This is a genomic window from Bacillus sp. VA15 (assembly GCF_055721145.1).
Genome location: NZ_JBVQPQ010000001.1, coordinates 775,984 through 800,348 on the forward strand (window position 1 = coordinate 775,984; position 24,365 = coordinate 800,348).

29 protein-coding genes and 1 riboswitch are annotated in these 24,365 nt (G+C 43.2%); of the genes, 21 read left to right on the forward strand and 8 right to left on the reverse strand.

The genetic code is table 11. The features are described from left to right. The first annotated feature begins 1 nt into the window (after position 1). From eda to exnP, 12 genes are all read left to right on the forward strand, one after another. Complete coding sequence (eda, locus tag AC0DBE_RS04245) at positions 2 to 592, forward strand: bifunctional 4-hydroxy-2-oxoglutarate aldolase/2-dehydro-3-deoxy-phosphogluconate aldolase (RefSeq protein ID WP_061187663.1); 591 nt, start codon at positions 2 to 4, stop codon at positions 590 to 592. Between the two features lie 43 nt (positions 593 to 635). Then, complete coding sequence (gene kdgT, locus AC0DBE_RS04250) at positions 636 to 1,628, forward strand: 2-keto-3-deoxygluconate transporter (RefSeq protein ID WP_472961177.1); 993 nt, start codon at positions 636 to 638, stop codon at positions 1,626 to 1,628. Between the two features lie 112 nt (positions 1,629 to 1,740). Beyond that, entirely contained in the window at positions 1,741 to 3,246 is a 1,506-nt protein-coding gene (gene ypwA, locus AC0DBE_RS04255; RefSeq protein WP_472961179.1) for a carboxypeptidase, read from the forward strand. Positions 3,247 to 3,388: 142 nt separating this feature from the next. Next, a riboswitch (purine riboswitch) is annotated at positions 3,389 to 3,488 on the forward strand. Positions 3,489 to 3,577: 89 nt separating this feature from the next. Further along, positions 3,578 to 4,162, forward strand: coding sequence for a xanthine phosphoribosyltransferase (xpt, locus tag AC0DBE_RS04260; RefSeq protein ID WP_268391547.1), 585 nt, complete (start codon positions 3,578 to 3,580; stop codon positions 4,160 to 4,162). After that, positions 4,159 to 5,475, forward strand: a complete 1,317-nt coding sequence (gene pbuX, locus AC0DBE_RS04265; RefSeq protein ID WP_472961181.1) for a xanthine permease PbuX — start codon at positions 4,159 to 4,161, stop codon at positions 5,473 to 5,475. The genes xpt and pbuX overlap by 4 nt, the downstream gene beginning before the upstream one ends. Before the next feature lie 72 nt (positions 5,476 to 5,547). Beyond that, complete coding sequence (locus AC0DBE_RS04270) at positions 5,548 to 6,645, forward strand: type III polyketide synthase (RefSeq protein WP_236827497.1); 1,098 nt, start codon at positions 5,548 to 5,550, stop codon at positions 6,643 to 6,645. A gap of 3 nt (positions 6,646 to 6,648) precedes the next feature. Continuing rightward, entirely contained in the window at positions 6,649 to 7,155 is a 507-nt protein-coding gene (locus AC0DBE_RS04275; protein ID WP_061187668.1) for an isoprenylcysteine carboxyl methyltransferase family protein, read from the forward strand. Positions 7,156 to 7,225: 70 nt separating this feature from the next. Continuing rightward, positions 7,226 to 7,315: a Fur-regulated basic protein FbpC gene (fbpC, locus tag AC0DBE_RS04280; RefSeq protein WP_109491777.1), complete on the forward strand. Its 90-nt coding sequence runs from the start codon at positions 7,226 to 7,228 to the stop codon at positions 7,313 to 7,315. Positions 7,316 to 7,492: 177 nt separating this feature from the next. Continuing rightward, positions 7,493 to 11,074 carry a dynamin GTPase gene (dynA, locus tag AC0DBE_RS04285; protein WP_472961184.1) on the forward strand — a complete coding sequence of 1,194 codons (3,582 nt, stop codon included), beginning with the start codon at positions 7,493 to 7,495 and terminating at the stop codon, positions 11,072 to 11,074. A 64-nt stretch (positions 11,075 to 11,138) separates the two neighbouring features. After that, complete coding sequence (locus tag AC0DBE_RS04290; protein WP_003218262.1) at positions 11,139 to 11,396, forward strand: YpbS family protein; 258 nt, start codon at positions 11,139 to 11,141, stop codon at positions 11,394 to 11,396. A gap of 74 nt (positions 11,397 to 11,470) precedes the next feature. Continuing rightward, the gene (locus tag AC0DBE_RS04295; protein ID WP_003230761.1) at positions 11,471 to 11,617 is read left to right on the forward strand and encodes a hypothetical protein; all 147 of its coding nucleotides are present in this window, start codon (positions 11,471 to 11,473) and stop codon (positions 11,615 to 11,617) included. A 100-nt stretch (positions 11,618 to 11,717) separates the two neighbouring features. Beyond that, positions 11,718 to 12,608: a 5'-3' exonuclease ExnP gene (gene exnP / locus AC0DBE_RS04300; RefSeq protein WP_061187824.1), complete on the forward strand. Its 891-nt coding sequence runs from the start codon at positions 11,718 to 11,720 to the stop codon at positions 12,606 to 12,608. A 5-nt stretch (positions 12,609 to 12,613) separates the two neighbouring features. Here the strand turns inward: exnP and sspL are convergent, their stop codons facing one another. Genes sspL through AC0DBE_RS04315 form a run of 3 tightly spaced genes read right to left on the reverse strand, consistent with a single transcriptional unit; the run spans position 12,614 to position 13,870 of the window. Next, on the reverse strand, positions 12,614 to 12,742 hold the full coding sequence (gene sspL / locus AC0DBE_RS04305; RefSeq protein ID WP_003218255.1) for a small, acid-soluble spore protein L: 129 nt from the start codon (positions 12,740 to 12,742) through the stop codon (positions 12,614 to 12,616). Continuing rightward, positions 12,726 to 13,181 carry a reverse transcriptase-like protein gene (locus AC0DBE_RS04310; protein ID WP_003218254.1) on the reverse strand — a complete coding sequence of 152 codons (456 nt, stop codon included), beginning with the start codon at positions 13,179 to 13,181 and terminating at the stop codon, positions 12,726 to 12,728. Before AC0DBE_RS04310 ends, sspL begins: the two co-directional genes overlap by 17 nt. Next, on the reverse strand, positions 13,181 to 13,870 hold the full coding sequence (locus AC0DBE_RS04315) for a queuosine precursor transporter (RefSeq protein ID WP_003218253.1): 690 nt from the start codon (positions 13,868 to 13,870) through the stop codon (positions 13,181 to 13,183). The genes AC0DBE_RS04310 and AC0DBE_RS04315 overlap by 1 nt, the downstream gene beginning before the upstream one ends. Before the next feature lie 82 nt (positions 13,871 to 13,952). Here AC0DBE_RS04315 and AC0DBE_RS04320 point away from each other — a divergent pair, with 82 nt between their 5' ends. Both AC0DBE_RS04320 and AC0DBE_RS04325 read left to right on the forward strand, forming a co-directional pair. Further along, a complete protein-coding gene (locus AC0DBE_RS04320) occupies positions 13,953 to 14,633 on the forward strand; it encodes a ribonuclease H family protein (RefSeq protein WP_061187671.1) in 681 nt (226 codons plus the stop codon). Then, positions 14,626 to 14,808 carry a zinc-finger domain-containing protein gene (locus AC0DBE_RS04325; protein ID WP_004397944.1) on the forward strand — a complete coding sequence of 61 codons (183 nt, stop codon included), beginning with the start codon at positions 14,626 to 14,628 and terminating at the stop codon, positions 14,806 to 14,808. Before AC0DBE_RS04320 ends, AC0DBE_RS04325 begins: the two co-directional genes overlap by 8 nt. 28 nt (positions 14,809 to 14,836) lie before the next feature. On the opposite strand, the gene AC0DBE_RS04330 is transcribed toward AC0DBE_RS04325, so the two are convergent. Further along, positions 14,837 to 15,106, reverse strand: a complete 270-nt coding sequence (locus AC0DBE_RS04330; protein ID WP_072182324.1) for a DUF2564 family protein — start codon at positions 15,104 to 15,106, stop codon at positions 14,837 to 14,839. A 155-nt stretch (positions 15,107 to 15,261) separates the two neighbouring features. Here AC0DBE_RS04330 and degR point away from each other — a divergent pair, with 155 nt between their 5' ends. Next, positions 15,262 to 15,444 carry a transcriptional regulator DegR gene (gene degR, locus AC0DBE_RS04335; protein ID WP_003218247.1) on the forward strand — a complete coding sequence of 61 codons (183 nt, stop codon included), beginning with the start codon at positions 15,262 to 15,264 and terminating at the stop codon, positions 15,442 to 15,444. 51 nt (positions 15,445 to 15,495) lie between these two features. On the opposite strand, the gene cspD is transcribed toward degR, so the two are convergent. The 4 genes from cspD to metA form a co-directional block, all read right to left on the reverse strand. After that, positions 15,496 to 15,696: a cold-shock protein CspD gene (gene cspD / locus AC0DBE_RS04340; protein WP_003153604.1), complete on the reverse strand. Its 201-nt coding sequence runs from the start codon at positions 15,694 to 15,696 to the stop codon at positions 15,496 to 15,498. Between the two features lie 15 nt (positions 15,697 to 15,711). Continuing rightward, positions 15,712 to 15,858 (reverse strand): hypothetical protein, encoded by a 147-nt coding sequence (locus tag AC0DBE_RS04345; RefSeq protein WP_120698826.1) that lies wholly within the window; start codon positions 15,856 to 15,858, stop codon positions 15,712 to 15,714. A gap of 80 nt (positions 15,859 to 15,938) precedes the next feature. Beyond that, positions 15,939 to 17,087 carry a diglucosyl diacylglycerol synthase gene (locus AC0DBE_RS04350; protein WP_014114151.1) on the reverse strand — a complete coding sequence of 383 codons (1,149 nt, stop codon included), beginning with the start codon at positions 17,085 to 17,087 and terminating at the stop codon, positions 15,939 to 15,941. Between the two features lie 230 nt (positions 17,088 to 17,317). Continuing rightward, the gene (metA, locus tag AC0DBE_RS04355) at positions 17,318 to 18,223 is read right to left on the reverse strand and encodes a homoserine O-acetyltransferase MetA (protein WP_041520985.1); all 906 of its coding nucleotides are present in this window, start codon (positions 18,221 to 18,223) and stop codon (positions 17,318 to 17,320) included. A 355-nt stretch (positions 18,224 to 18,578) separates the two neighbouring features. Between metA and AC0DBE_RS04360 the strand changes: the two genes are divergently transcribed. From AC0DBE_RS04360 to AC0DBE_RS04385, 6 genes are all read left to right on the forward strand, one after another. Continuing rightward, entirely contained in the window at positions 18,579 to 19,061 is a 483-nt protein-coding gene (locus tag AC0DBE_RS04360) for a glutathione peroxidase (protein WP_014114149.1), read from the forward strand. 12 nt (positions 19,062 to 19,073) lie between these two features. Beyond that, positions 19,074 to 19,691 (forward strand): HD domain-containing protein, encoded by a 618-nt coding sequence (locus AC0DBE_RS04365; protein WP_014114148.1) that lies wholly within the window; start codon positions 19,074 to 19,076, stop codon positions 19,689 to 19,691. Positions 19,692 to 19,750: 59 nt separating this feature from the next. Beyond that, positions 19,751 to 20,884 (forward strand): conserved virulence factor C family protein, encoded by a 1,134-nt coding sequence (locus AC0DBE_RS04370; protein WP_472961190.1) that lies wholly within the window; start codon positions 19,751 to 19,753, stop codon positions 20,882 to 20,884. Between the two features lie 290 nt (positions 20,885 to 21,174). Next, positions 21,175 to 22,851 carry a dihydroxy-acid dehydratase gene (ilvD, locus tag AC0DBE_RS04375; RefSeq protein ID WP_014114146.1) on the forward strand — a complete coding sequence of 559 codons (1,677 nt, stop codon included), beginning with the start codon at positions 21,175 to 21,177 and terminating at the stop codon, positions 22,849 to 22,851. Positions 22,852 to 22,956: 105 nt separating this feature from the next. Then, complete coding sequence (gene brxA, locus AC0DBE_RS04380; RefSeq protein WP_472961192.1) at positions 22,957 to 23,391, forward strand: bacilliredoxin BrxA; 435 nt, start codon at positions 22,957 to 22,959, stop codon at positions 23,389 to 23,391. Positions 23,392 to 23,432: 41 nt separating this feature from the next. Further along, positions 23,433 to 24,218: a class I SAM-dependent methyltransferase gene (locus AC0DBE_RS04385; RefSeq protein WP_472961194.1), complete on the forward strand. Its 786-nt coding sequence runs from the start codon at positions 23,433 to 23,435 to the stop codon at positions 24,216 to 24,218. The last annotated feature ends 147 nt before the right edge of the window (positions 24,219 to 24,365 follow it).

Genomic DNA, 24,365 nt, shown 5'->3' on the forward strand with positions numbered 1-24,365 from the left:
TATGGAGTCTAAAATCGTTGAAAACCGTCTGAAAGAAGCAAGGCTGATTGCAGTCATCCGCTCAAATGATAAACAGGAGGCTAGTCAGCAGATTGAGAGTTTACTAGATAAAGGGATTCGTGCGGTTGAAGTGACTTATACGACGCCTGGGGCTTCAGATATTATCGATTCCTTCCGTAATAGAGAAGATATCTTAATCGGCGCGGGCACGGTCATCACTGCACAGCAAGCGGGAGAAGCTGCCGAGGCTGGCGCGCAGTTTATTGTCAGTCCGGGTTTTTCAGCTGACCTTGCTGAACACCTTTCTTTTTTAAAGACACATTATATCCCTGGCGTATTGACTCCGAGCGAAATCATGCAAGCGCTGACATGTGGTTTTACTACATTGAAGCTATTCCCAAGCGGTGTGTTTGGCATCCCATTTATGAAAAATTTAGCGGGCCCTTTCCCGCAGGTGACCTTTATTCCGACAGGCGGGATACATCCGTCTGAAGTGCCGAATTGGCTCAAAGCTGGAGCTGGCGCCGTCGGTGTCGGAAGCCAGCTGGGCAGCTGTTCAAAAGATGATTTGCAGGCTGTTTTCCAAGTGTAAGTGAGATTGTTTTTTCATAACCGGAGGATGGGAGAATCCACATATGAAAATCAAAGCGACAATTGAACGGGTACCTGGCGGAATGATGATTATTCCGCTGTTTCTGGGAGCAGCGCTCAATACGTTTGCGCCTGGAACAGCGGAGTTCTTTGGAGGGTTTACGGGTGCTTTGATTACCGGAACGCTGCCGATACTGGGTGTTTTTATTTTTTGTGTAGGAGCGACGATTGATTTTCGTTCTTCAGGCTATATCGCAAGGAAAGGAATCACATTATTATTGGGGAAGGTCGGATTTGCGGCGCTGCTTGGCGTGATCGCAGCGCAATTTATACCTGATGAAGGCATACAATCCGGCTTCTTTGCAGGTCTTTCTGTTTTAGCAATTGTCGCAGTGATGAATGAAACGAACGGCGGCCTGTATTTGGCGCTCATGAATCATATGGGAAGAAAAGAGGATGCTGGCGCTTTCGCGTTTATTAGTACAGAATCAGGGCCTTTTATGACCATGGTGACGTTTGGTGTGACGGGACTTGCCGCATTTCCGTGGGAAACGCTGGCAGCGACAGTCATCCCGTTTTTACTCGGGTGTATACTTGGAAATCTTGATCATGACCTCAGAGACTTATTCAGCAAGGTTGTGCCGGCGATCATCCCGTTTTTTGCCTTTTCCCTCGGAAACACCTTGAATTTTGGAATGCTGATCCAATCAGGGCTTCTCGGCATTTTTATCGGTGTTTCTGTCGTCATTTTATCGGGAAGCTCCTTGTTTTTGCTTGATCGTTTTGTCGCGCGGGGAGATGGTGTCGCGGGAGTGGCGGCTTCTTCTACGGCGGGGGCGGCTGTAGCCGTGCCATACGCATTAGCAGAAGCGAATGCTTCGTTTGCGCCAGTTGCCGAATCAGCAACCGCAATCATAGCGACAAGCGTTATCGTCACCTCGCTGTTAACCCCGCTGGCAACAGTATGGGTGGATAAAAAAATCAATGAGAAAAAACGGAAAACACCGCCGCCAAATAATCAAATGACAATCAACTGAACAAAGAAGGCTGCCGCCAAAAATGCCGGCAGCCTCTTATACAAACAAGTTGACTTTCATACCCCCTTCCATTAGCCTGTAATGGAACGGCTAGAATAGGGAGGGAATGGATATGGAGATACATACATATGAAAAGGAATTTTTTGATCTTTTAAAAAGAATCTCACATTACAGCGAAGCAGTTGCGTTAATGCATTGGGACTCCAGAACAGGCGCGCCCAAAAACGGCTCAGAGGACCGTGCCGAAAGCATCGGACAGCTTTCAACAGATATATTCAATATCCAGACATCAGATCGGATGAAGGAGCTAATCGATGCCCTGTATGAACGATTTGATGACTTGTCTGAAGATACGAAAAAGGCAGTAGAGCTGGCGAAAAAAGAGTATGAAGAGAATAAAAAAATCCCTGAGGCTGAATACAAGGAATACGTGATTCTGTGTTCAAAGGCAGAAACTGCGTGGGAAGAAGCGAAAGGAAAATCTGATTTCAGCTTGTTTTCCCCTTATTTAGAGCAGCTGATTGAATGCAATAAACGTTTTATTACGTATTGGGGTTATCAAGAGCATCCTTATGATGCATTGCTTGATTTGTTTGAGCCGGGTGTCACGGTAAAGGTGCTTGATCAGCTGTTTTCCGAGCTTAAGGAAGCGATTATTCCTCTTGTTAAACAGGTGACAGCTTCCGGAAATAAACCAGATACAAGCTTTATCACAAAAGCGTTCCCTAAAGAAAAGCAAAAAGAGCTCAGCTTGTATTTTTTACAGGAGCTTGGCTACGATTTTGATGGTGGACGGCTTGATGAAACTGTTCATCCGTTTGCGACCACGATGAACCGCGGAGACGTTCGCGTCACGACGAGATACGACGAAAAAGATTTTCGTACGGCGATCTTTGGCACCATTCATGAGTGTGGCCACGCGGTATACGAGCAAAATATTGACGAAGCACTGAGCGGCACGAACTTATCAGACGGTGCATCAATGGGAATCCATGAATCTCAATCATTATTTTACGAGAATTTTATCGGCCGCAACAAGCATTTTTGGACACCATACTATAAGAAGATTCAACAAGCATCACCTGAACAGTTCAAGGACATCTCTCTGGATGATTTTGTCCGGGCAATCAATGAATCAAAACCTTCATTTATCAGGGTTGAAGCGGATGAATTAACGTATCCTCTTCATATTATCATCCGATATGAAATTGAAAAGGCGATTTTTAGCAATGAAGTGTCAGTGAAAGAACTGCCGTCGCTTTGGAATCAAAAATACCAGGATTATTTAGGGATTACACCGCAGACGGACGCAGAGGGAATTTTACAGGACGTCCATTGGGCAGGAGGAGATTTCGGCTATTTCCCATCCTATGCGCTCGGTTACATGTATGCGGCTCAGCTGAAACAAAAAATGCTTGAGGATATTCCAGAATTTGATACTCTCTTGGAAAGAGGGGAATTTCATCCGATAAAGCAATGGCTGACGGAAAAGGTGCACATTCACGGAAAACGGAAAAAGCCGTTAGACATTATTAAAGATGCAACAGGAGAAGAGCTGAATGTACGCTATTTAATTGAATATTTGTCAAACAAATATTCAAATCTTTATCTGTCGTAATCAAAAGCCTGGCGGCACGGCCGTCAGGCTCTTTTGTGATCGGAATTCCTTGAAAGACGAATGATATTTCAGAAAATGAAAATAAAGTTCGGGAATTTTTATTTTTCGTCTATGCAAGAGATTAGAATCTTGATATAATTTATTACAATATCATAGGAACACTCATATAATCGCGTGGATATGGCACGCAAGTTTCTACCGGGCACCGTAAATGTCCGACTATGAGTGAGCAATGAAACCGCATGTGTACGGTTTTTTGTTATATCAGCATTGCTTGCTCTTTTTTTGAGCGGGCAATGCTTTTTTTATTCTCATAACGGAGGTAAGCAGGATGGAAGCACTGAAAAGGAAAATAGAGGAAGAAGGCGTCGTATTATCTGATCAGGTATTGAAAGTGGATTCTTTTTTGAATCACCAAATTGATCCGCTGCTTATGCAGAAAATCGGTGACGAATTTGCCGCCAGATTTGCTAAAGACGGTATTACTAAAATTGTGACAATCGAATCATCCGGAATCGCTCCCGCTGTAATGACAGGCTTGAAGCTTGGTGTGCCGGTTGTCTTCGCGAGAAAACATAAATCATTAACACTCACCGACAACTTGCTGACAGCGTCTGTTTATTCCTTTACAAAGCAAACAGAAAGCCAAATCGCAGTCTCAGGAACCCACCTGTCGGATCAGGATCATGTGCTGATTATCGATGATTTTTTGGCAAATGGGCAAGCAGCGCACGGGCTCGTGTCGATTGTGAAGCAGGCAGGAGCTTCTATTGCGGGACTTGGCATTGTCATTGAAAAGTCATTTCAGCCGGGAAGAGATGAACTTGTGACCTTAGGCTACCGAGTGGAATCTTTGGCAAGAATTCAATCATTGGAAGAAGGAAAAGTGTCCTTCGTACAGGAGGTTCATTCATGAAAAATGGATTTGGCAAAACGCTGTCTTTAGGGATACAGCATGTGCTCGCCATGTATGCTGGTGCCATTGTCGTTCCTCTCATAGTTGGAAAAGCAATGGGCCTGACTGTCGAACAGCTGACCTACTTAGTATCGATTGATATTTTTATGTGCGGTGTGGCTACACTTCTGCAAGTGTGGAGCAACCGATTTTTCGGGATCGGGCTTCCGGTAGTGCTTGGCTGTACATTTACAGCTGTATCGCCGATGATTGCGATTGGATCTGAATACGGGGTTTCAGCGGTTTACGGAAGCATTATCGCTTCAGGTATTCTCGTCATTCTGATTTCATTTTTCTTTGGAAAGCTCGTATCATTTTTTCCGCCGGTCGTGACAGGATCAGTTGTTACGATAATCGGCATTACACTTATGCCGGTAGCCATGAATAACATGGCCGGCGGTGAAGGAAGTGTAGATTTCGGAGACCTTTCCAATCTTGCTCTCGCCTTTATCGTTTTGAGTATCATTGTGCTTCTATACCGTTTTACGAAAGGCTTTATCAAATCCATCTCGATTTTGATCGGTATTTTAATTGGTACTTTCATCGCTTATTTTATGGGAAAAGTCCAATTTGATAACGTTTCGGACGCGGCAGTTGTTCAAATGATTCAGCCATTTTACTTCGGAGCGCCGTCTTTTCATGCAGCGCCTATTATTACGATGTCCATCGTTGCGATTGTCAGCCTTGTAGAATCAACTGGTGTTTACTTTGCCTTAGGTGACCTGACGAACCGCCGTCTGACAGAGAAAGATTTGTCAAAAGGCTATCGCGCTGAAGGGCTGGCTGTGCTGCTGGGCGGTATTTTTAACGCTTTTCCTTACACGGCATTCTCTCAAAATGTCGGGCTTGTACAGCTCACAGGAATTAAGAAAAATGCCGTAATTGTTGTCACGGGTGTAATCTTAATGGCATTTGGGCTGTTTCCGAAGATCGCTGCTTTCACAACCATTATTCCACCTGCTGTTTTGGGAGGTGCGATGGTGGCGATGTTTGGAATGGTGATCGCTTACGGAATCAAAATGCTCAGCCGCATTGATTTTGCAAAACAGGAAAATCTGTTGATTGTTGCCTGCTCAGTCGGTCTGGGTCTCGGTGTAACAGTTGTGCCGGATATTTTTAAGCAGCTTCCGAGTGCCTTAACGCTTCTTACAACAAACGGCATTGTCGCAGGCAGCTTCACTGCAGTAGTTTTAAATATTATATATAACGTATTTTTTAAAACCAAAAAAACTGAACAAAAAGCTGACATCACTGAGCAAAAAACAGCAGTCTAAACTCCGCCGCGGCGGAGTTTTTTGCATATAAAAAAGATCGTTGCGGCACAATGTATGCAAAGAGGTGATCGCATGGCGTTTATTCTATCCATCGGAACAAGTCTTCCTGCGTACGATGTAAACCAAGAGAGAGCGACTGAGTTCGCCCGCTATATGTTTCAGCATTCCTTTAAAGATATTGACCGGCTGTTAACCTCATTTAAAAATGGGCAAATCCACTCAAGACAATTTGTCAAGCCGATTGAATGGTATAAAGAGGGTCACAGCTTCGAAGAAAAAAATCAAATATACATAGAAGAAACACTTAAGCACAGTAGTGAGGCTGTTCGCGAGTGCCTCTCTCATCCTGAGTTTTTTCAAGAAGCCATCCCTTATGAGAAAGTGGATGCTGTTTTTTTCGTCTCCAGCACGGGCCTTTCCACACCGAGCATCGATGCGCGGCTCATGAATGAACTCCCGTTTTCTCCATATACGAAGCGGATTCCGCTTTGGGGGCTCGGCTGTGCAGGAGGAGCCAGCGGACTCGCGCGTGCAGCCGAATACTGCAAAGCGTATCCTGAGGCTTTCGTGCTTGTCATTGCTGCTGAGCTGTGCAGTCTGACATTCCAGCCGGAAGATAAAACGAAAAGCAATCTTATCGGCACTTCGCTTTTTGGCGACGGCATTGCCGCAGCATTATTATGCGGAGAGAAGGCGGACCGCAGGACATCAAAACTGAAGCTTGTACCGAAGATAACAGATTCTCAATCTGTGTTGATGAAACAATCAGAAGATGTTATGGGCTGGGACTTTACTGATCAAGGATTCAAAGTCATTTTCTCAAGAGATATTCCGACTTTGGTGGAAAAATGGCTCAAAACGAATGTACAGGTTTTTTTAGACAAACATCAGCTGTCATTCAGAGATATCAGTGTTTTTTTGGCACATCCAGGCGGAAAGAAAGTGATCGATGCATACATCAAAAGTCTTGAGCTGTCATCAGAAAAGCTTTTATCTGCACAAAGCATATTGCAAATGCACGGAAATATGTCTTCAGCCACAATATTGTATGTGATCAAAGAGCATCTGCTGAACGGACATAAAAAAGAAGCAGAACGGGGACTGATTGGCGCACTAGGGCCGGGATTTTCATCAGAGCTGCTGTTATTCAGCTGGGAAAAGGGGGCTTGATTCATGTTTTGGTTGTTAATCGCCATTCTCATTGCTCAACGAGCAGCTGAAATGGCAGTAGCCAGACAAAACGAACAAAAGGTAAAGAAACAAGGGGCGATCGAATTCGGCGAGAGCCACTATCCGTATATCATCATCATGCATATCCTTTTTTTCCTGTCTTTAATTGCGGAAGTGCTGCTGATGAACAAACAGCCGTCAAGCTGGTGGATCTGTATCGCTGCGGCTATTTTAAGCGTGCAGGCAGTACGGTATTGGGCACTTTGTTCCTTAGGAGCATATTGGAATACGAAAATCCTTGTCGTTCCAGGTGCGGAGCTTGTAAAAAAAGGCCCTTATAAATGGATGAAGCATCCAAACTATACCGTTGTTATATTAGAAATCTTATTGATTCCGCTGCTGTACCAAGCGTACGTCACCATGTGTCTGTTTTCCATTGTCAACGCCGTGTTGTTAACCGTCAGGATACGTACAGAAGACAAAGCATTAGAGGAATACAGTATAAAATAGAGATTGAAAATCATTCTCATCCATGTTAAAATGAATTTGAAAAAGATTCTCAATCAGGATGGTGAAGCAAATGACAATGCTGTTTTTGCTTGGGGCGGTTTGTACATATAGTATATTAATTGGTTTTGTATTAAAAGGAATCTCTAATAAATCTGTTTAAAATGAATCTGGAACTTGTCAAAGTTGCAGATTTTCTTTTATAGAAGCTGCCGTAATGGCAGCTTTTTTCTATTCTCTTAAAGAAATTTGGCTCATTCTTGTGTAAAATGAAAGAGGAATGTATTCAGATCTTTCGAAAAAGATTCACAATTGAAACGGCACAAAGGGGTTCAGATTTATGACAGAACATAACAGAAAAGAGCTTTTGCACAAAACAGGGGAACTTTATAAGCAATTCATCGAGAATCAAGATGAAGAAAGAGCTACTAAACTGGCTGCAGTCATGAAAAAAGCGGTAGATGGAGAGGTTTATATTGCGTTTACCGGGCATTATTCAGCGGGCAAATCGTCACTGCTGAACTGCCTGTTAATGGAGAATATTTTGCCGACAAGCCCGATCCCGACAAGCGCTAACCTTGTTGTGATCAGAAACGGGGAAAAGCGTGTTCGGCTTCATACAACAGACGGAGCGTGTGCTGAGCTGGAGGGGGCTTACCAGAAAGACAAGGTGCAGCAATATTGCAAAGATGGGGAGCAGATTGAAAGCGTTGAAATTTTTGACCGGTATACTGAGATCGATTCTGGGGTTGCGTATATTGATACCCCTGGGATTGATTCAACAGATGATGCCCATTTTCTATCAGCGGCGTCTATTCTTCATCAGGCGGATGCGTTGTTTTACGTCGTTCACTATAATCACGTGCACTCTGAGGAAAATGTAAAGTTTCTCAGGTCGATAAAAGAAAGCATTCAGAATGTGTATTTTATCGTCAATCAAATTGACCGCCACGATGAGGCGGAGACACACTTCGGAGACTATAAAGCACAGGTAGAGGAGATGCTTTGCAATGAAGGCATTTCAAAGGAATCACTTTATTTTACGTCAGTGACAGAACTGAACCACCCGTTCAATCAGATTGGGGTCCTGAGAGAAGAATTAAGAAGAATAGAACAGCAAACAAAAAGCAATTTGCAGGCTTTAACAGAACAAAAAGTCCGTAATCTGCTGAAGGAACATACGGAAATCCTTTTGAAAGACGAAACAGACGGTCCAACCTTTGCTGAACAGCTTGATACACAAACTGATCTGGTCCAATCGCTGCGTGATCAATTGGATGAGGCGGCAAAACAAGCGACTGAGGCAGAAAACAGGATGCAGGAAGAAGTCAATCGCATTTTAAAAAACGCCAACCTGACCCCCTTTGACATGCGTGAGCTGGCAGCTGCATTCCTAGAATCGCGAGAGCCTTCTTTTAAAACCGGTTTTTTCTTTTCTAAAGCAAAAACTGCACAGGAAAGAGATAGAAGAAGGAATGCTTTTTTCTCTGATGTGAAAAAACGAACAGAGGCCGAAGCGGATTGGCACATAATAGACACGTTCCATAAACTCGCCAAGTCATTTGATGTTCATACAGCTAAAAGTGAAAAGCTGATTCAGGCCTATCGCACTCCGCTTGAAATTGACATCATTGAGCGCGCGGTCAAGCAAGGTGCAGCTCTTTCCTCTGAATATGTATTGCAATATACAAAAGACTTGGCAGAGCTCATCCGCAAAGAGGCGAAAAGAAAAGCGGCAGACATCATAAAGGAGCTTACCGCGATGGTGAAAGAGCGTGTTTCCAAAGACTTGCAAACCATCAATGGCCGTCTCATCCAGGAATCAGAGAAACTCTCCCACCTCCAAGAACAGGCCCGTTTAGAGAATAATGCCCGCGAGAAAGCTGATTGCATGTGGGCCATTTGGGAAGAGAAGTCCGTATACCCGATGCACATAGACACCGACTGGTTTAAAACGAAGAAAAAAATAGTAGCGGCTCCAAAACAGAAACGAAGCCAAGACCGGCAGACGCAGCAGTCGATGCAGAAACCAGAAATCAAAATGGAGCAAGAGCTGCCGCTTCAAGACCAAATCAAACGCTTTCACATCTTGTCTGACCTTTTAGGCGAATACAGCATGTTATCAAAGCAAACTTCAGCCTTTCGGGAAAGAATTAAAAGGCTTGAAGAACGGAAATTTACACTTGCGCTTTTTGGAGGCTTCAGCTCGGGGAAATCATCATTTGCCAATGCGCTTGTCGGCGAAAGGGTGCTGCCATCCTCACCAACGCCAACCACAGCGACAATTAACAAAATTACAAAACCAACCAATGGAAATATAAACAAGACGGCGGATGTGGTGTTTAAGACGGAAGATGACATAACGGCTGAAATTTTACAGCTCACCGGAATAAAAGAAGAACCAGCAGGCCGTTCTTTCACAGAGAAATGGGAAAAGGCAGTCAAAAAAAGCCAGCTGCCGGAAGAACATATCAAATTGATCAGCAATTTCCTGCTTGCATACGAAAAGGTTCAGCAATATATACAGGAACAAAAAAAATTAACAATTCCGCTGTCTGAATTAAAACCCTATGTGGCAGAGGAGACAACGGCCTGCGCTGTGAAAGAGGTAACAGTCTATTATACATGTCCGCTGACTGAAAAAGGGATTACGATCGTTGATACGCCCGGCGCGAGCAGCATGAATAAACGGCATACAGAGCTGGCGTTCCAATATATTAAAGATGCCGATGCGTTTTTTTATATGACATATTATCAGCATTCCTTCTCGAAAGGAGACCGTTCATTTTTGCGAAAGCTCGGGCTGGTAAAAGAATCGCTCAGTATGGATAAAATGTTTTTCGTCATTAATGCGGCAGACCTTGCGAAAGATAAAACAGAGCTCGAAACAGTGACCGATTATGTCAGCGCAGAGCTTGTAAAAGAGGGGATTCAAGAACCGCAGCTCTTTACTGTATCAAGTAAAGAGGAACTGCTCGGCAAACCGGAATCATTTTATAACCAGTTCCCGAAAGTAAGAAAACACTTAGACCGATTTATTGAAGTGGATGTAAAAAAAGCGTCAGCTGCACAGCTCAGTTCGGAAGCAGACAAACTATGCGAAACTGTTTTCCAGCTTTACCAATCCCAGCATCAGTCCAGGGAGGAAAAGGAAGCACAGAAACAGCGCCTTATGCTGTCATTTGAGCGGACTGCAGCCGAGATCGAGAAACGGCGGAACTCAGAAACCATTATTGAGAAAGTAAAAAAAGACACAAAAGAGCAGCTTTATCACATTACACAGCGATTATCCTTTTTTGCAAATGATTTATTAAAATCGGCATTTCATCCCGGGCTTCAGAACGGAGATTGGAAAAAGAACGTCAGCAAGGCGATGACAACCGCCTTACATGAATATCAGTTTGAATATGTTCAAGAAATCAAAACGCTTGATGTACGCATGAGCGGTTTCATCGAGCGGCATATTGCCGAAGAGTGGCTGGAAAGCTTTCAAAAAACATTAAACGAGGATGGTTATTTTTCCATTTATGCGTGCCATCAGCATTCGAACGGCATACAGCTTAAGGAAGTTGAACCTGAATTAGACGAACGTGCCTTTGAGCAGGAACAAAAAGAGATCAAATCACCGAAGCAGTTTTTTGAACAGAAAGGAAAAGCGGCCTTCATCGAAGCTGTTCGGATGAAACTCACGAAAATCACAGAGGCTTGGGTGAAAAACGAAGAAGAAAGCCTTATCTCTCATTACACAGATCATCTCAGACGTTTACAGGAGGATATGGCTGAAAAAGCAATGGAACAAATAAAGGATCAAAAAGACACGTATTTAGGTGGATATGGGGAAGGGGAACATGCGAAAGAGATTGAAAAGGCATACCAAGCATGCATCTCCTGGCAAAGATCAGACCATACAATAAAAATGTAAAATTCAGTTGGCTTGTATTTCAAGTCATGATAGACTAAATAGAAAAAAGCGAGATGAACGATTCATGTCAGAGGTACATAAAGCAATTTCAGCACATTCATCAAAACAGCACGAGCATATCAAAGCATTTATGCGTCTTGAAAACATGCGTGAAATGGCCATTGAAGAAGCGGTTTCAAAATGCAAAAACGATGAGCCTTTTACTACAGATGCAATTAATGAAATTACTGAGCAGATCAATCAGCTCGCCAAAAAAGGCATCGTCCCTACAAGACGCCTTGTATCAAAAGAAATGGTCAGAGAATACGTAAGCCGTATGTAAGCTGGATGATCCTGTCGCGAGTGAATCTCCTGCCGGAAGCATATACTATATGTATCCGACGTAAGGGGGGATTCATGTTGGGCAGAACAAAACTGGGAAACAGAAATGCACAGGCGAATAACAATGCCAAAAAGAAAAACGGATTTCAAACCCATTTTGACTCTTACGCAGGACGCGAAGCTGAAAAGCTGATCGCCAGCAACAAAAGACACAACGACTGATGATATTAAAACAGTATCTCTAACTGAAGAGATGCTGTTTTTTATTTTTGCGCCGCTTTATGGTAAAATAGAAAGGATGAAAAAAAAGGGAGTATATCTTATGAATAATAATAAACTATTGCTAGTTGACGGCATGGCTCTTTTATTCCGGGCGTTTTTTGCCACGGCCGTGCATCGCAACTTTATGATAAATGACAGCGGGGTGCCGACGAACGGCGTCAACGGATTTTTAAAGCATTTGATCACAGCTGTTGAAACGTTCCAGCCGACACACGTCGTCTGCTGCTGGGACATGGGAAGCAAAACGTACCGAAATGACCTGTTCCAAGATTATAAGGCGAACCGCAGTGCACCGCCTGTGGAGCTCATCCCGCAGTTTGATTTGGCAAAGGAAGCGGCCGCTGAGCTTGGTATCATGAATATCGGTTTTGCTGGGTATGAAGCGGATGATTGTATCGGAACTCTTGCCGCTTTGTTTGCGAATGAAGCTGACATTACGATCGTAACAGGGGACAGAGATTTACTTCAGCTGTTAACGGATAAAGTAAGCGTGGCTCTGCTCCAAAAAGGAATAGGAAATTATAAAGTCTATACAAAAGAGACCTTTTATGAAGAAACAGGCGTTCTGCCGAAGGCTTTGATTGATATTAAAGCGCTTATGGGTGATTCCAGTGATAACTATCCTGGCGTCAAAGGGATCGGAGAAAAAACAGCCTACAAACTGATTCGTGAATATGAAACAATTGACCGCTTATTAGAAAATCTTTCTCTTCTTCCGAAGGGACAGCAGGGGAAAATTCAGCAAGGTTTAAGCGATTTGGAGATGTCGAGGAAGCTTGCGGAAATTCATTGCTCTGTTCCGCTGGTCTGCACACTGAAAGACGCTTTATTTACCCTGCAAATGGAGCAGGCGGCTGACATGCTTCGCCGCCACCAAATCAAAGGAATTGAGCGCATGCTTGAAAAGCTGAACGCTAGAGAGATCGTGTAGATCTTCTAGCGTTTTGTATTGCTTTTTTTGGCTCTTTCCTCAAGCTCTGTTTTAGGGTCATTATGTGTATTGCCTTCCAGATCGCCTTGCGGAGTAACACCGCCGGTCAGCCGGCCTTTATCTTTCTTTTTCATGTTTGTTCACCTCGTCATTAGGATGACCATTGATCGAGATTTCATTCTTGTCATTCAGCCGGATCGCTTCTTTTGCCAGATGATCGGCTTTTTGGTTTTGCTTGCCCGGTATCCATTTGATGAAAAAAAGAGGGAAGGCCGCTTTTAATCGGATGATTTCTTCCACATACGGGTGAAACGTTTTATTTTTAACCATTTCAAACTCAGCGGCCCGTTCCACAATATCTGAATCGGTTCGAAAGGAAACAGATTGATACCCGCGCTTTGCACATAACTTCATCCCTTCAATTAATGCAAGAAATTCCGCTTCCTGGTTTGTATGCATTCCGATTGGAATAGAGAAAGATTCTGCTTTTCCTTCATGTTTGATAAAAATGCCGATGCCGGAAAGTCCGGGATTACCGGCGCTTGCGCCATCTACATATATTTCTGTAGGCATTAGGAACTCCTTTCATCATTCGGTATCATTTTTTTTGCTGCATAGGCATAAGGCAATGAAATCAAAGATACCGCAAACTTAATCAAATATGTAGAAATAAAAATATGAAGCCAAACGCCTGCAGGATAAATGCCGAAAAAAGCGACACCAGTAAATATAAATGTATCAAACAGCTGGCTGACTGCTGTACTGCCGCCGTTTCTGAGCCATAAAAGCCGATCAGAAGGAAATATCCTTCTAATTGCCGAATATACATAAACATCCAGCGTTTGGCTGAAGATAAAGGCAAGCAGACTTCCTAACGCGACTCGTGGAAGGAATCCGAAAATCGTTTCCAGTGCTGTTTGTGATATGTCGCTGGAAGCCGGTTCGAAAAGCAGCACGCCTTGCATGACAAATGTCAGCGTCAGGAGCGTTGAGAATCCGAGCCATACCGCTTTTTTGGCTTCAGCCGGTCCGTATTTTTCATTCAGCACATCTGTCGCAAAAAAGATTGTGCCGTACATCACATTCCCGAGCGTTGCTGTTAAGCCAAACAGTTCGACTGTTTTTACGACTTGAAGGTTGGCGCAGACTGTCGCAAAACCGATCCAAACAAATAGTCCCATTTTGCCAAATCCTTTATAAAATAAAAGAACAATGATAAAATGAATGATCGCAAAAATGATCCAAAACGAATTATTAAACAAAATGAAAATGCTTCCTTTCCGGGGTATGATTGGTTTGATTATAGCACAAGCCCGGCAACTAATGAATGGTAAGGTGATTGTAATGAAGCTCAGACCGCATATGAAAATAGAAGCAAAAGGGACGGGATCCGTCTCATTTTTGGGCGAAGACTGGCTGACAGCACAGCAAGCACGTATGCTCGCAAGAGAACTTGGCCGTTATCCATACATGAAAGAACTCGAGTTCGAAGACGAGAAAGGCGGCAGCTGGTCGCTGAAGGAATTGGAAAAGCTGACAGAGGAGCTTGCTCAAGAGCCTGATGACATTACTGTTTATTTTGATGGCAGTTTCGATAAGGAGAGCGAACTGGCCGGACTCGGAATCGTCATTTATTATTCATTGGGAGGAATCCGGCATCGTTTGAGAAAAAATAAAAGCTTCCGGCTGAAAACCAATAATGAAGCTGAATACGCGGCGCTTTATGAAGCAATAAGAGAAGTAAGAGAGCTTGGGGCAAGCAGAAATTCAATTACGATCAAAGGGGACTCGCTTGTGGTGCTGAATCAGCTTGACGGCAGCTGGCCTTGCTATGATCCGTCTCATAATGAATGGCTGGACAAAATAGAAGCACTCCTTGAATCGATGAAGCTTACTCCAACCTACGAAACCATACAGCGGAAAGACAACCAGGAAGCTGACGGGCTCGCTAAAAAAATTCTATCCCATCAATTCGTAGAAAGCCACACGAAATTAGACCGTAACGGAGATGACGATCTTGGATAAGAAAATGATCTTTAAAGAACTGACAGAACTGCACGATGAATATTGCAAGGACTGTTTTATTAAGAAGCAGTTTCGCAAAGAATTTGGCAAAACCTATGCGCATTCATTTTGTATTAATAAATGTACGGTTGGTGAAAAGCTGAAAGCATACGGAGATGTCTTAACCAATCACTAAAAAATAAAAACCGCAGAAGCTGCGGTTTTTATTCTTTAAATTCATCAAGCTGATGCTGGCTGTCATCCAGCAGCTGCTGTTGCTGCTTTACAAATTCAGGATCATCGAGAGCTGCCAGCTCTTCAGATTGTGACAGTTCTCTTGCATCCTCAATGGCTTGGTATGCGGAATCGACTAATGTTGTGCTTTGGCCTCTCGTCGCAGCTCCTGTCGTTTTCTGCGCTGTTTCCACCGCCAGTTCCAGCTGCCGCTTATCCGTAAAGCCAGTCTGATCCTCATCATGAAATTCTGAAGTCACAACAAACACCTCCGCAATTATTTTGCAGAGTTTTTTTAAAATTTATGTACTAAAATAGAAAATAAAATGAAAATAAGCCGATATAACTATTGAACCAGAATAAATAGGACTGTTTTACTATTTGAGGTATCTTGGCAGAGAAGGGGAACGCAGCTATGGATGATAAAGACTTGAAGTCGATCCTTCACAAAACATTTATAGAAATATACAGTGATTTAGAAGAACTGGCGGATATCGCGAAAAAAGGGAAGCCGTCAATGGAAAAACATGTTGAAGAGATTGAACAGAGGTGCAAACAAAATATTTTGGCGATTGAGATCCAGATGAAAATCAAATAGGAGAGGCAAATGCCTCTCCTATATTTGTCATCTCATCATCATGTATTGAGTTTAGAGTTTTACAACATTAGAAGCTTGAGGTCCACGATTACCTTCGACAATTTCAAAAGAAACTTCTTGTCCTTCTTCTAATGATTTGTATCCTTCTCCTTCGATAGCTGTGAAGTGAACAAATACATCGTCTCCGCCTTCAACTTCAATGAAGCCGAATCCTTTTTCGTTGTTGAACCATTTTACTTTACCGTTTTGCATATTGCTTAATTCCTCCTAGTACTGTAGCACCCGTGTGCTAAAAAAAATTTTGTCACCATTTAACGTTGATTCATTGTTAAATGATGGTTCAACTATACACCATCTGGGAGCACCCGTCAAGTTTCGAAACTGCTTATTTTTCAAAAGAAGAGCTAGTTTCACAAAAAAATGTAACCGCTTTTATAAATGAATGAATATAAATAAAAAGAGCACACGATTTTCGTGTGCTCTCCAAAACATCATCAAGATAGCGCTCTGGTTTTTTGTTTGGCCGTCATCATTTCTGATTCCTTCAGGATATCCTCTAAAATCACTTCAGATGAGTTTGCTAAATGAAGGTCTTTAATGTTTTTCTTCATGCGCTGTAAAGTATCTTCATCTGCGAGAAGGGAAGTGACTGACTCGAGAATCTCTTCATGACGGTTCACGACGATCGCAGCTCCGCGATCTTCAAAGAAGTTTGCATTTTCTTTTTCCTGGCCAGGCACGGGTTTGTACAGAATGACAGGCACACCGATGGCAGTTGCTTCTGTCAAAGTAATGCCTCCAGGTTTTGTAATCATGCAATCTGTGATCCGGAACAGCTCATCAATGCGCTCCACATAGCCAAGAACTTTTAATTTGTCACCGTTTTCTGCTTCAAGCGCACTTAAAGATTCTTTTAAAGCCGTGTTTTTTCCGCACACGACAACCACCTGCACATGATCATCTTTGACAAGGTTTTCGCACAGCTCTTTTACGTTCTTTAATACACCGTGGGCGCCTGCCATGATTAGAAGCACTTTTTTATTTGGTGAAAGATTATACTTTTTATATATCGGCTCCACTGGCATGGATTCTTCAAATTGTGGCCTGATTGGGATTCCGGTGATTTTTACATTGCTTGGATGAGTACCGATCTCCAGCAATTTTTCCTTCACATAATCTGTCGCCACATAATATTTATCCACGTTCTCGTGAACCCAAATTTTATGAAGGCAAAAATCAGTCATAACGTTGAAGGTAGGGATGACCCTGCCTGTTCGGCGTCTGTATTCCGGCACGACGATCATCGGAAATGTATTAATAATAATATCAGGCTGATGTTCATCGACAAGTTCGCCCAATCGTTTATTACCCATTTTAAAGTAAATATTGAATTTACGTTTATTATAGATTTTGTCAACTCCGTAATAAAACAAACGATAAAACTGTTTCCCGATTGAGAAGCTTTTTAAATAAAGGTACTGAGTTACCTCTGAAACAATCGGATTTGACTCTTGGTACAAATTAGAAACTGTTACATGCTGAAAGCCGAGACGTACACATTGCTCATAAAGCGTTTTGGCTACCTGCACATGTCCATTTCCGTAATTTGCAGTCAAAATTAATACTCTTTTATTGGTATTCAAGTAAATTCACCTCAATGTAATCAACAACAAGCAAGCTTCATGCATCGTAAGGAGTTATTGTCTATACATAAACATAACACAAATACATAATCAAATTATTAATGCAGTGAAAAAATTAAGCTAATTTTAAAAGATTTGGATTCCATTATTTTAAATTTTTGTTATACGCATACTGAATCAGATGTATTTTATCATATTTTTTGCTCAGCGTATCACTAAAAAAAGAAAAATTAGTCCCATTCATAAGGAGTTTCTTGGTAAACGTAATAATTCAGCCAGTTCATAAACAATAATGTCGCATGCGCTTTCCAGCGATTCACCGGCTGCTTGCTGTCTTCTGCAAAATAATGTTTAGGCGCCTCGACAGTAGAAAGGTTTCGTTCAAGATCTCTTTCATACTCTTGAAGAAGCGTATTTGTATCATATTCAGGGTGCCCTGTTAAAAAGACTTGTTTTTCGTCTTTAGACACAATTAAGCAAACCCCAGCTTCCTTCGATGCGGTAAGAATATTTAACTCGGGCACTGCTTGAAGCTGTTCCATATTTATATCTGTATGCCGGGAATGCGGCACATAGTATAGCTCGTCAAAACCTCTTACCAATCTTTCGTGTTTTGAAAGAACTGAATGTTCGAACACACCGAAGATTTTTTTCGGCATTTGAATTTTTTCCACACCGTAATGGTAATACAAACCTGCTTGAGCGCCCCAGCAAATATGCAAGGTTGAAGTGACATTTGTTTTGCTCCACTCCATGATCTCTTTGAGCTCTTCCCAATATGAAACATCTTCAAACGCCAAATGCTCGATCGGCGCACCGGTGATAATCATGCCGTCAAACTTCTTGTGACGGATATTGGAAAAAGTCGTGTAAAATTCGTCAAGGTGTTCTCTTGCAGTATTTTTCGGCGTGTGTGTGCTTGGGATTAAAAATGTAAAATGAACCTGTAAAGGTGAATTTCCAAGCAATCTGAGAAGCTGAGTCTCTGTTTGGATTTTTTTCGGCATCAAATTCAATATGATAATTTTTTGCGGCCGGATATCCTGATGAAATGCTCTGCTTTCATCCATTACAAATATATGTTCACTCTCAAGCACCTGTTTTGCCGGCAGGTGTGTTGGTATATTAATAGGCAACGTGCCACCTCCATCATTTCCCCGTTTGATTTTCTTCATTATAGGAATTTTCACGCCAATTTTCAATCTATCTATAAGTGTTGAGGGAGAAACAACAGAAAACTCTTTAAATAAAACGCATAGATACATCATTTGGTTTCACAGTAAAATGATTTTCCATGATGTATCTCAGAAGGGAATTGTATTGTTTTATAGAATGATAAGTAAAAATATGAGCCACATGAATTTATAATGAGCAGATGCTCACCACTTATTTGATTCATTTCTTAAGAGTTCTGATAAATGGTGTTTGCATTTTGAATTGAGATAGAAAAAAGGTAAAATAATCAGCAGCAGGGACATAGGAGGGACTTACATGTCTATATATGATATGAAGGTACGTACAATAACAGGGAAAGACATGACACTTCAGCCTTTTGCCGGAAAGGTATTGATGATCGTGAATACAGCGAGTAAATGCGGCTTTACTCCCCAATTGAAGCAGCTTCAGGAGTTATATGATACATATCAGCAGGAGGGCCTGGAGATCTTAGGGTTCCCCTGCAATCAATTTATGAACCAAGAGCCTGGTGACGAGGCAGACATACAGGATTTTTGCGAAACAAATTACGGTGTTACGTTTCCTATGTTTTCAAAAGTAGAAGTAAATGGAAAAAACGCCCACCCGCTGTTTGTGTATTTGACGGAGCACGCGAAAGGGATGCTGGGAACTAAGGCGATCAAGTGGAATTTCACGAAGTTTATAGTGGACAGAAACGGAGAAATCGTTGGCCGATATTCACCAAATACAAATCCGAAAGAGCTGGAAGACGTTATCATGAAGCTATTAGGGCAATAAAGAGGTGTTTTTATGAAGGAATTGAAGCAGGCTGAGCAAATCAGGACATGGGTGCAATCTGTCCTAACAGGCGAAAGTTCTGGACATGATTGGCTTCATGTATCAAGAGTTGCAGATCTTGCTTTGTATATTGGGGAAAAGGAAAACGCGGATTTGTTCATCGTTGAAACAGCGGCGTTGGTTCATGATTTAATTGATGTCAAACTTCCTGATACGGTCAGGCTTTCTGTGAGCGAAGTATATGATCAGCTCGTTATTTTCGGAATTGGAAAAGAGGATGCTGACAGAGTGATTCACATTATCACAAGGATGTCCTTTCGGGACAGGGAAAAGTTTGAGGGGGAGCCGCTCTCCATTGAGGGAAAGGCCGTACAGGACGCTGACAGGCTTGATGCGATTGGTGCTGTCGGCATTGCGAGAGCTTTCATGTTTGCGGGCGCAAAAGGGCACGGCCTTTATGGAGATGATCAAAGTGCCTACGCTCATTTTTTTCATAAGCTGCTGCGGCTGAAAGATATGATGAATACAGACACCGCACGGGAACTGGCAGAAGAAAGACACGATTTTATGCTTCAGTTTGTCCGTCAATTAGAAAAAGATATACCCGGGATTGATGCCAAAACGTCGTAATAGAAGGCTTGGGGCGACTATGATAGAATAAGTCACAGATATGCTATAGGAGGACGATCATGAAGATAAAATCAATTGAACCTACGCCAAGCCCGAATACAATGAAGGTCATCTTAACGGAAGAGCTTCCGGCGGGCAAAAGCAATAACTATAAACCGGATCAAGCAGAAGGCGCACCGCCTGTTATAGCGGAAATCCTTAAAATAGAAGGGATTAAAGGGGTTTATCACGTCGCTGATTTTCTTGCTGTTGAACGAAATGCAAGATACGACTGGAAAGACATTTTACCGCAAGTCCGCACTGCATTTGGGATGGAAAGTGCTGAAAGCGCAGAAGAAAACCGCTCTGATCAAGAGTCTTTTGGAGAGGTGAAAGTTTTTGTACAGATGTTCAGCGGCATTCCTATGCAGGTCAAATTGACGGATGGGGAGCGGGAAGAGCGCTTCGGCTTACCTGAACGCTTTCAGCAGGCGATCTTAAAACTCAGATCTGAAGCCTCAAATGTTGTGTTTGAGCGGGCCTGGAAAGAACAAGGCGTTAGATTCGGCGACTTTAATGAAATCGGTCATGACGTGACAGAAGAGCTTCAGGCCGCATACAGTGATGATCGGCTGAAACGGCTGACAGAAGCAGCCGCTCAAGGAAAGGGCGAAGCAAAACAAGCAGTACAGCGCAAAGCGTATAAAGTAACGCTCGACATGCTGGATGATGAGGACTGGAAAAAGCGTTATGCACATCTGGAACAGATGGATCCGACAGAGGAGGATATCCCGGTTTTACAAAAGGCATTGGATGATCCCAAGGTGTCCATCAGAAGACAGGCTGTTGTGTACTTAGGAATGATTGAAACACCTGATGTTCTTCCTCTATTGTATAAAGCACTTGAGGACAAAGCTGTCTCAGTCAGAAGAACGGCCGGAGACTGCCTATCTGATATCGGCGACCCTCAAGCTATTCCTGCTATGATCAAGTCGTTAAGCGACTCCAGCAAGCTTGTCCGCTGGCGTGCGGCTATGTTCCTGTACGAAGTAGGCGATGAAAGTGCAATTGAAGCTTTGCGCGCTGCCGAAGATGATCCCGAATTTGAGGTCAGCCTTCAAGTGAAAATGGCGCTTGAGCGTATTGAGCATGGAGAAGAAGCAAAAGGTTCTGTTTGGAAACAAATGACAGAGAGTAGAAAGAAAGGTGAATAAAAGAAAGAAAAGGGTGCAGATCATGCACCTTTTTTATATGAATTCACTTTTTATAAAAATTATTTCGAATATTGTTGAAAAATACCCGAAAACTATTTATAGTAAGTAACAATATTAATAGTTGGAGGGTTCACATCGATAGAAAGCTATATAAATATAAAAACATGAAGGAAATAATCAAGGCGAGGGCGGCCTGTATTTTATCTTTTTGCAAAAACAGCCCAAAAATAAACTGAAAATTGTTAAAATAAAATCCAATCTAACAATTGAAAGAATTTAGGGGGATCACCATGGCAGAATTACGCAGTAACATGATCACACAAGGAATCGATAGAGCTCCGCACCGCAGTTTGCTTCGTGCAGCAGGCGTAAAAGAAGAGGATTTTGGCAAGCCGTTTATTGCGGTTTGTAATTCATACATTGATATCGTTCCTGGTCATGTTCACTTGCAGGAGTTTGGAAAAATCGTAAAAGAAGCAATCAGAGAAGCTGGGGGCGTACCGTTTGAATTTAATACCATCGGAGTAGATGACGGCATCGCGATGGGACATATCGGTATGAGATATTCGCTGCCGAGCCGTGAAATCATCGCTGACTCTGTGGAAACAGTTGTATCCGCACACTGGTTTGACGGAATGGTCTGTATTCCGAACTGCGACAAAATCACGCCGGGAATGCTCATGGCGGCAATGCGCATCAACATTCCGACGATTTTTGTCAGCGGAGGGCCGATGGCGGCAGGAAGAACAAGTGACGGACGGAAAATCTCCCTTTCCTCAGTATTCGAAGGGGTAGGCGCTTACCAAGCCGGAAAAATCAATGAAAACGAACTTCAAGAATTAGAGCAGTTCGGATGTCCAACATGTGGGTCTTGCTCTGGGATGTTTACGGCGAACTCAATGAACTGCCTGTCCGAAGCACTTGGACTTGCTTTGCCGGGTAACGGAACCATTCTCGCGACATCCCCGGAACGCAAAGAGTTTGTCAGAAAGTCGGCTGCGCAATTAATGGAAACCATTCGCAAAGATATCAAACCGCGTGATATCGTCACTGTAAAAGCGATTGATAACGCGTTTGCACTCGATATGGCGCTTGGCGGTTCAACAAATACCGTTCTTCATACGCTTGCCCTTGCAAACGAAGCCGGCGTTGAATACTCTTTAGAACGCATTAACGAAGTCGCTGAGCGCGTGCCGCACTTGGCCAAGCTGGCTCCTGCATCTGATGTGTTTATTGAAGATCTTCATGAAGCGGGCGGTGTGTCAGCAGCGCTGAATGAGCTTTCCAAGAAAGAAGGCGCGCTTCATTTGGACGCGCTGACTGTTACAGGAAAAACACTTGGAGAAACCATTGCTGGACATGAAGTAAAGGATTATGACATCATCCATCCGCTGGATCAACCATTCACTGAAAAGGGCGGCCTTGCTGTTTTATTCGGTAATCTGGCTCCAGACGGCGCTATCATTAAAACAGGCGGCGTACAAAACGGTATCACGAGACACGAAGGGCCGGCTGTCGTATTTGATTCTCAGGATGAGGCGCTTGACGGCATTATCAACCGAAAAGTAAAAGAAGGCGACGTTGTCATCATCCGATACGAAGGGCCAAAAGGCGGACCTGGCATGCCGGAAATGCTTGCGCCTACATCTCAAATCGTTGGAATGGGACTCGGACCAAAAGTGGCATTGATTACAGACGGACGTTTTTCCGGAGCCTCCCGAGGACTCTCAATCGGTCACGTATCACCAGAGGCCGCAGAGGGAGGACCGCTTGCCTTTGTTGAAAACGGAGACCATATCATCGTTGATATTGAAAAACGTATCTTGGATGTACAAGTGCCAGAGGAAGAATGGGAAAAACGGAAAGCCAACTGGAAAGGGTTTGAACCGAAAGTGAAAACCGGCTACTTGGCACGTTATTCTAAACTTGTGACAAGCGCCAACACCGGCGGTATCATGAAAATCTAGACAGCGGGGAACTCTTTCTTCTATTTTAAGGCGTGAACATTTGAAATCCGGCCCTCTCTATAGTATCCTTACTTCAGATGAAGGATAATAGAGGGGGCTTTTTTTATGTCAATGGCTTATGAAGAATACATGCGCCAGCTTGTCGTACCGATGCGCCGCGAGCTGACTGGTGCAGGTTTTGATGAATTAACAACAGCGGAAGAAGTAGAAAACTTTATGGAAAAGGCAGAGGGCACAACACTTGTAGTCGTTAACTCTGTGTGCGGCTGTGCGGCAGGTCTCGCGCGTCCTGCAGCAACACAGGCAGTCCTCCAGCATGACAAAACACCTGACAATACGGTGACTGTATTTGCGGGTCAAGATAAAGAAGCTACTGCAAAAATGCGTGAGTATTTTACTGGCCAGGAGCCTTCTTCACCGTCAATGGCTCTTTTGAAAGGCAAAGAAGTCGTACATTTTATTCCACGTCATGAAATTGAAGGACACGATATGGAAGAGATTAAGAAAAATTTGACCGCTGCCTTTGATGCACACTGCTAAATGCCCGTTTTCCGGGCATTTTCTTTTTGGGAGTACTGAAGATGATAACAACAAGCTATAGACCGTCTGAACACACCATAAAAACCGCAAAGCAGCTTTCCAAAGAGCTGAATATGCCATATTGCGGCCGAAATAAACAAACGGTTGAAAACCTGCTGAAGTCAGCTGAACGTGATGTGCTTGTGGTAGGCAAAGAGCGGTTTGAACTTTATACGAAACAAGGTGCCAAATTCTTTTTTCATCCGAATACAGCGATGTTCAGAGCTAAACGCTTCATACGGGGGGAGCAGGAGCCGATGCTTCGGGCAGCTGGTTTATCGGAAGGGGACACGTTTTTAGATTGCACACTAGGGCTGGGTTCGGATGCCATTATCGCAAGTATGGCAGTAGGCGAAACGGGTTCTGTGATTGGGATTGAAAAAAAACATCTTGTGTCCGTTCTCGTGAGGGCGGGACTGCATTCATGGGAAACGGGCATAGAAGAGCTTCAGGCAGCAATGAGAAGAATCCAAGTGAAGAATGGGGATTGCTTTGAATACATCAAGCAGCTTCCTGACAACTCTGTTGATGTGGTTTATTTCGATCCAATGTTTCATGAGCCTGTAGAGACGTCTGACGGCATCGCGCCTTTACGGGATTTGGCAGAGGATTCAGTTTTGCACGAAGGGTGTATCAAAGAAGCGGTGCGCGCTGCCAGAAAAAGCGTTGTGCTAAAAGACCACTGGAAAAGCCCGCGATTTGAACAGTTTGGTTTTAACGTCATGAAAAGAAAAACAGCATTGTTCCATTATGGCGTTATTCAAGTCGCAAGCAAAACAAGCCCGTGATTGATATCACGGGCTTTCTGTTAATCGGTGACTTCCATGACGACAAAGTATAACAATGTTAAGAGTGAAACTGTGGCAAACAGGGCGTCAATCATGCGGAAAGCCTCCTTTCACATAATATTGTAAGCGTTTTTACACAAACCGCAA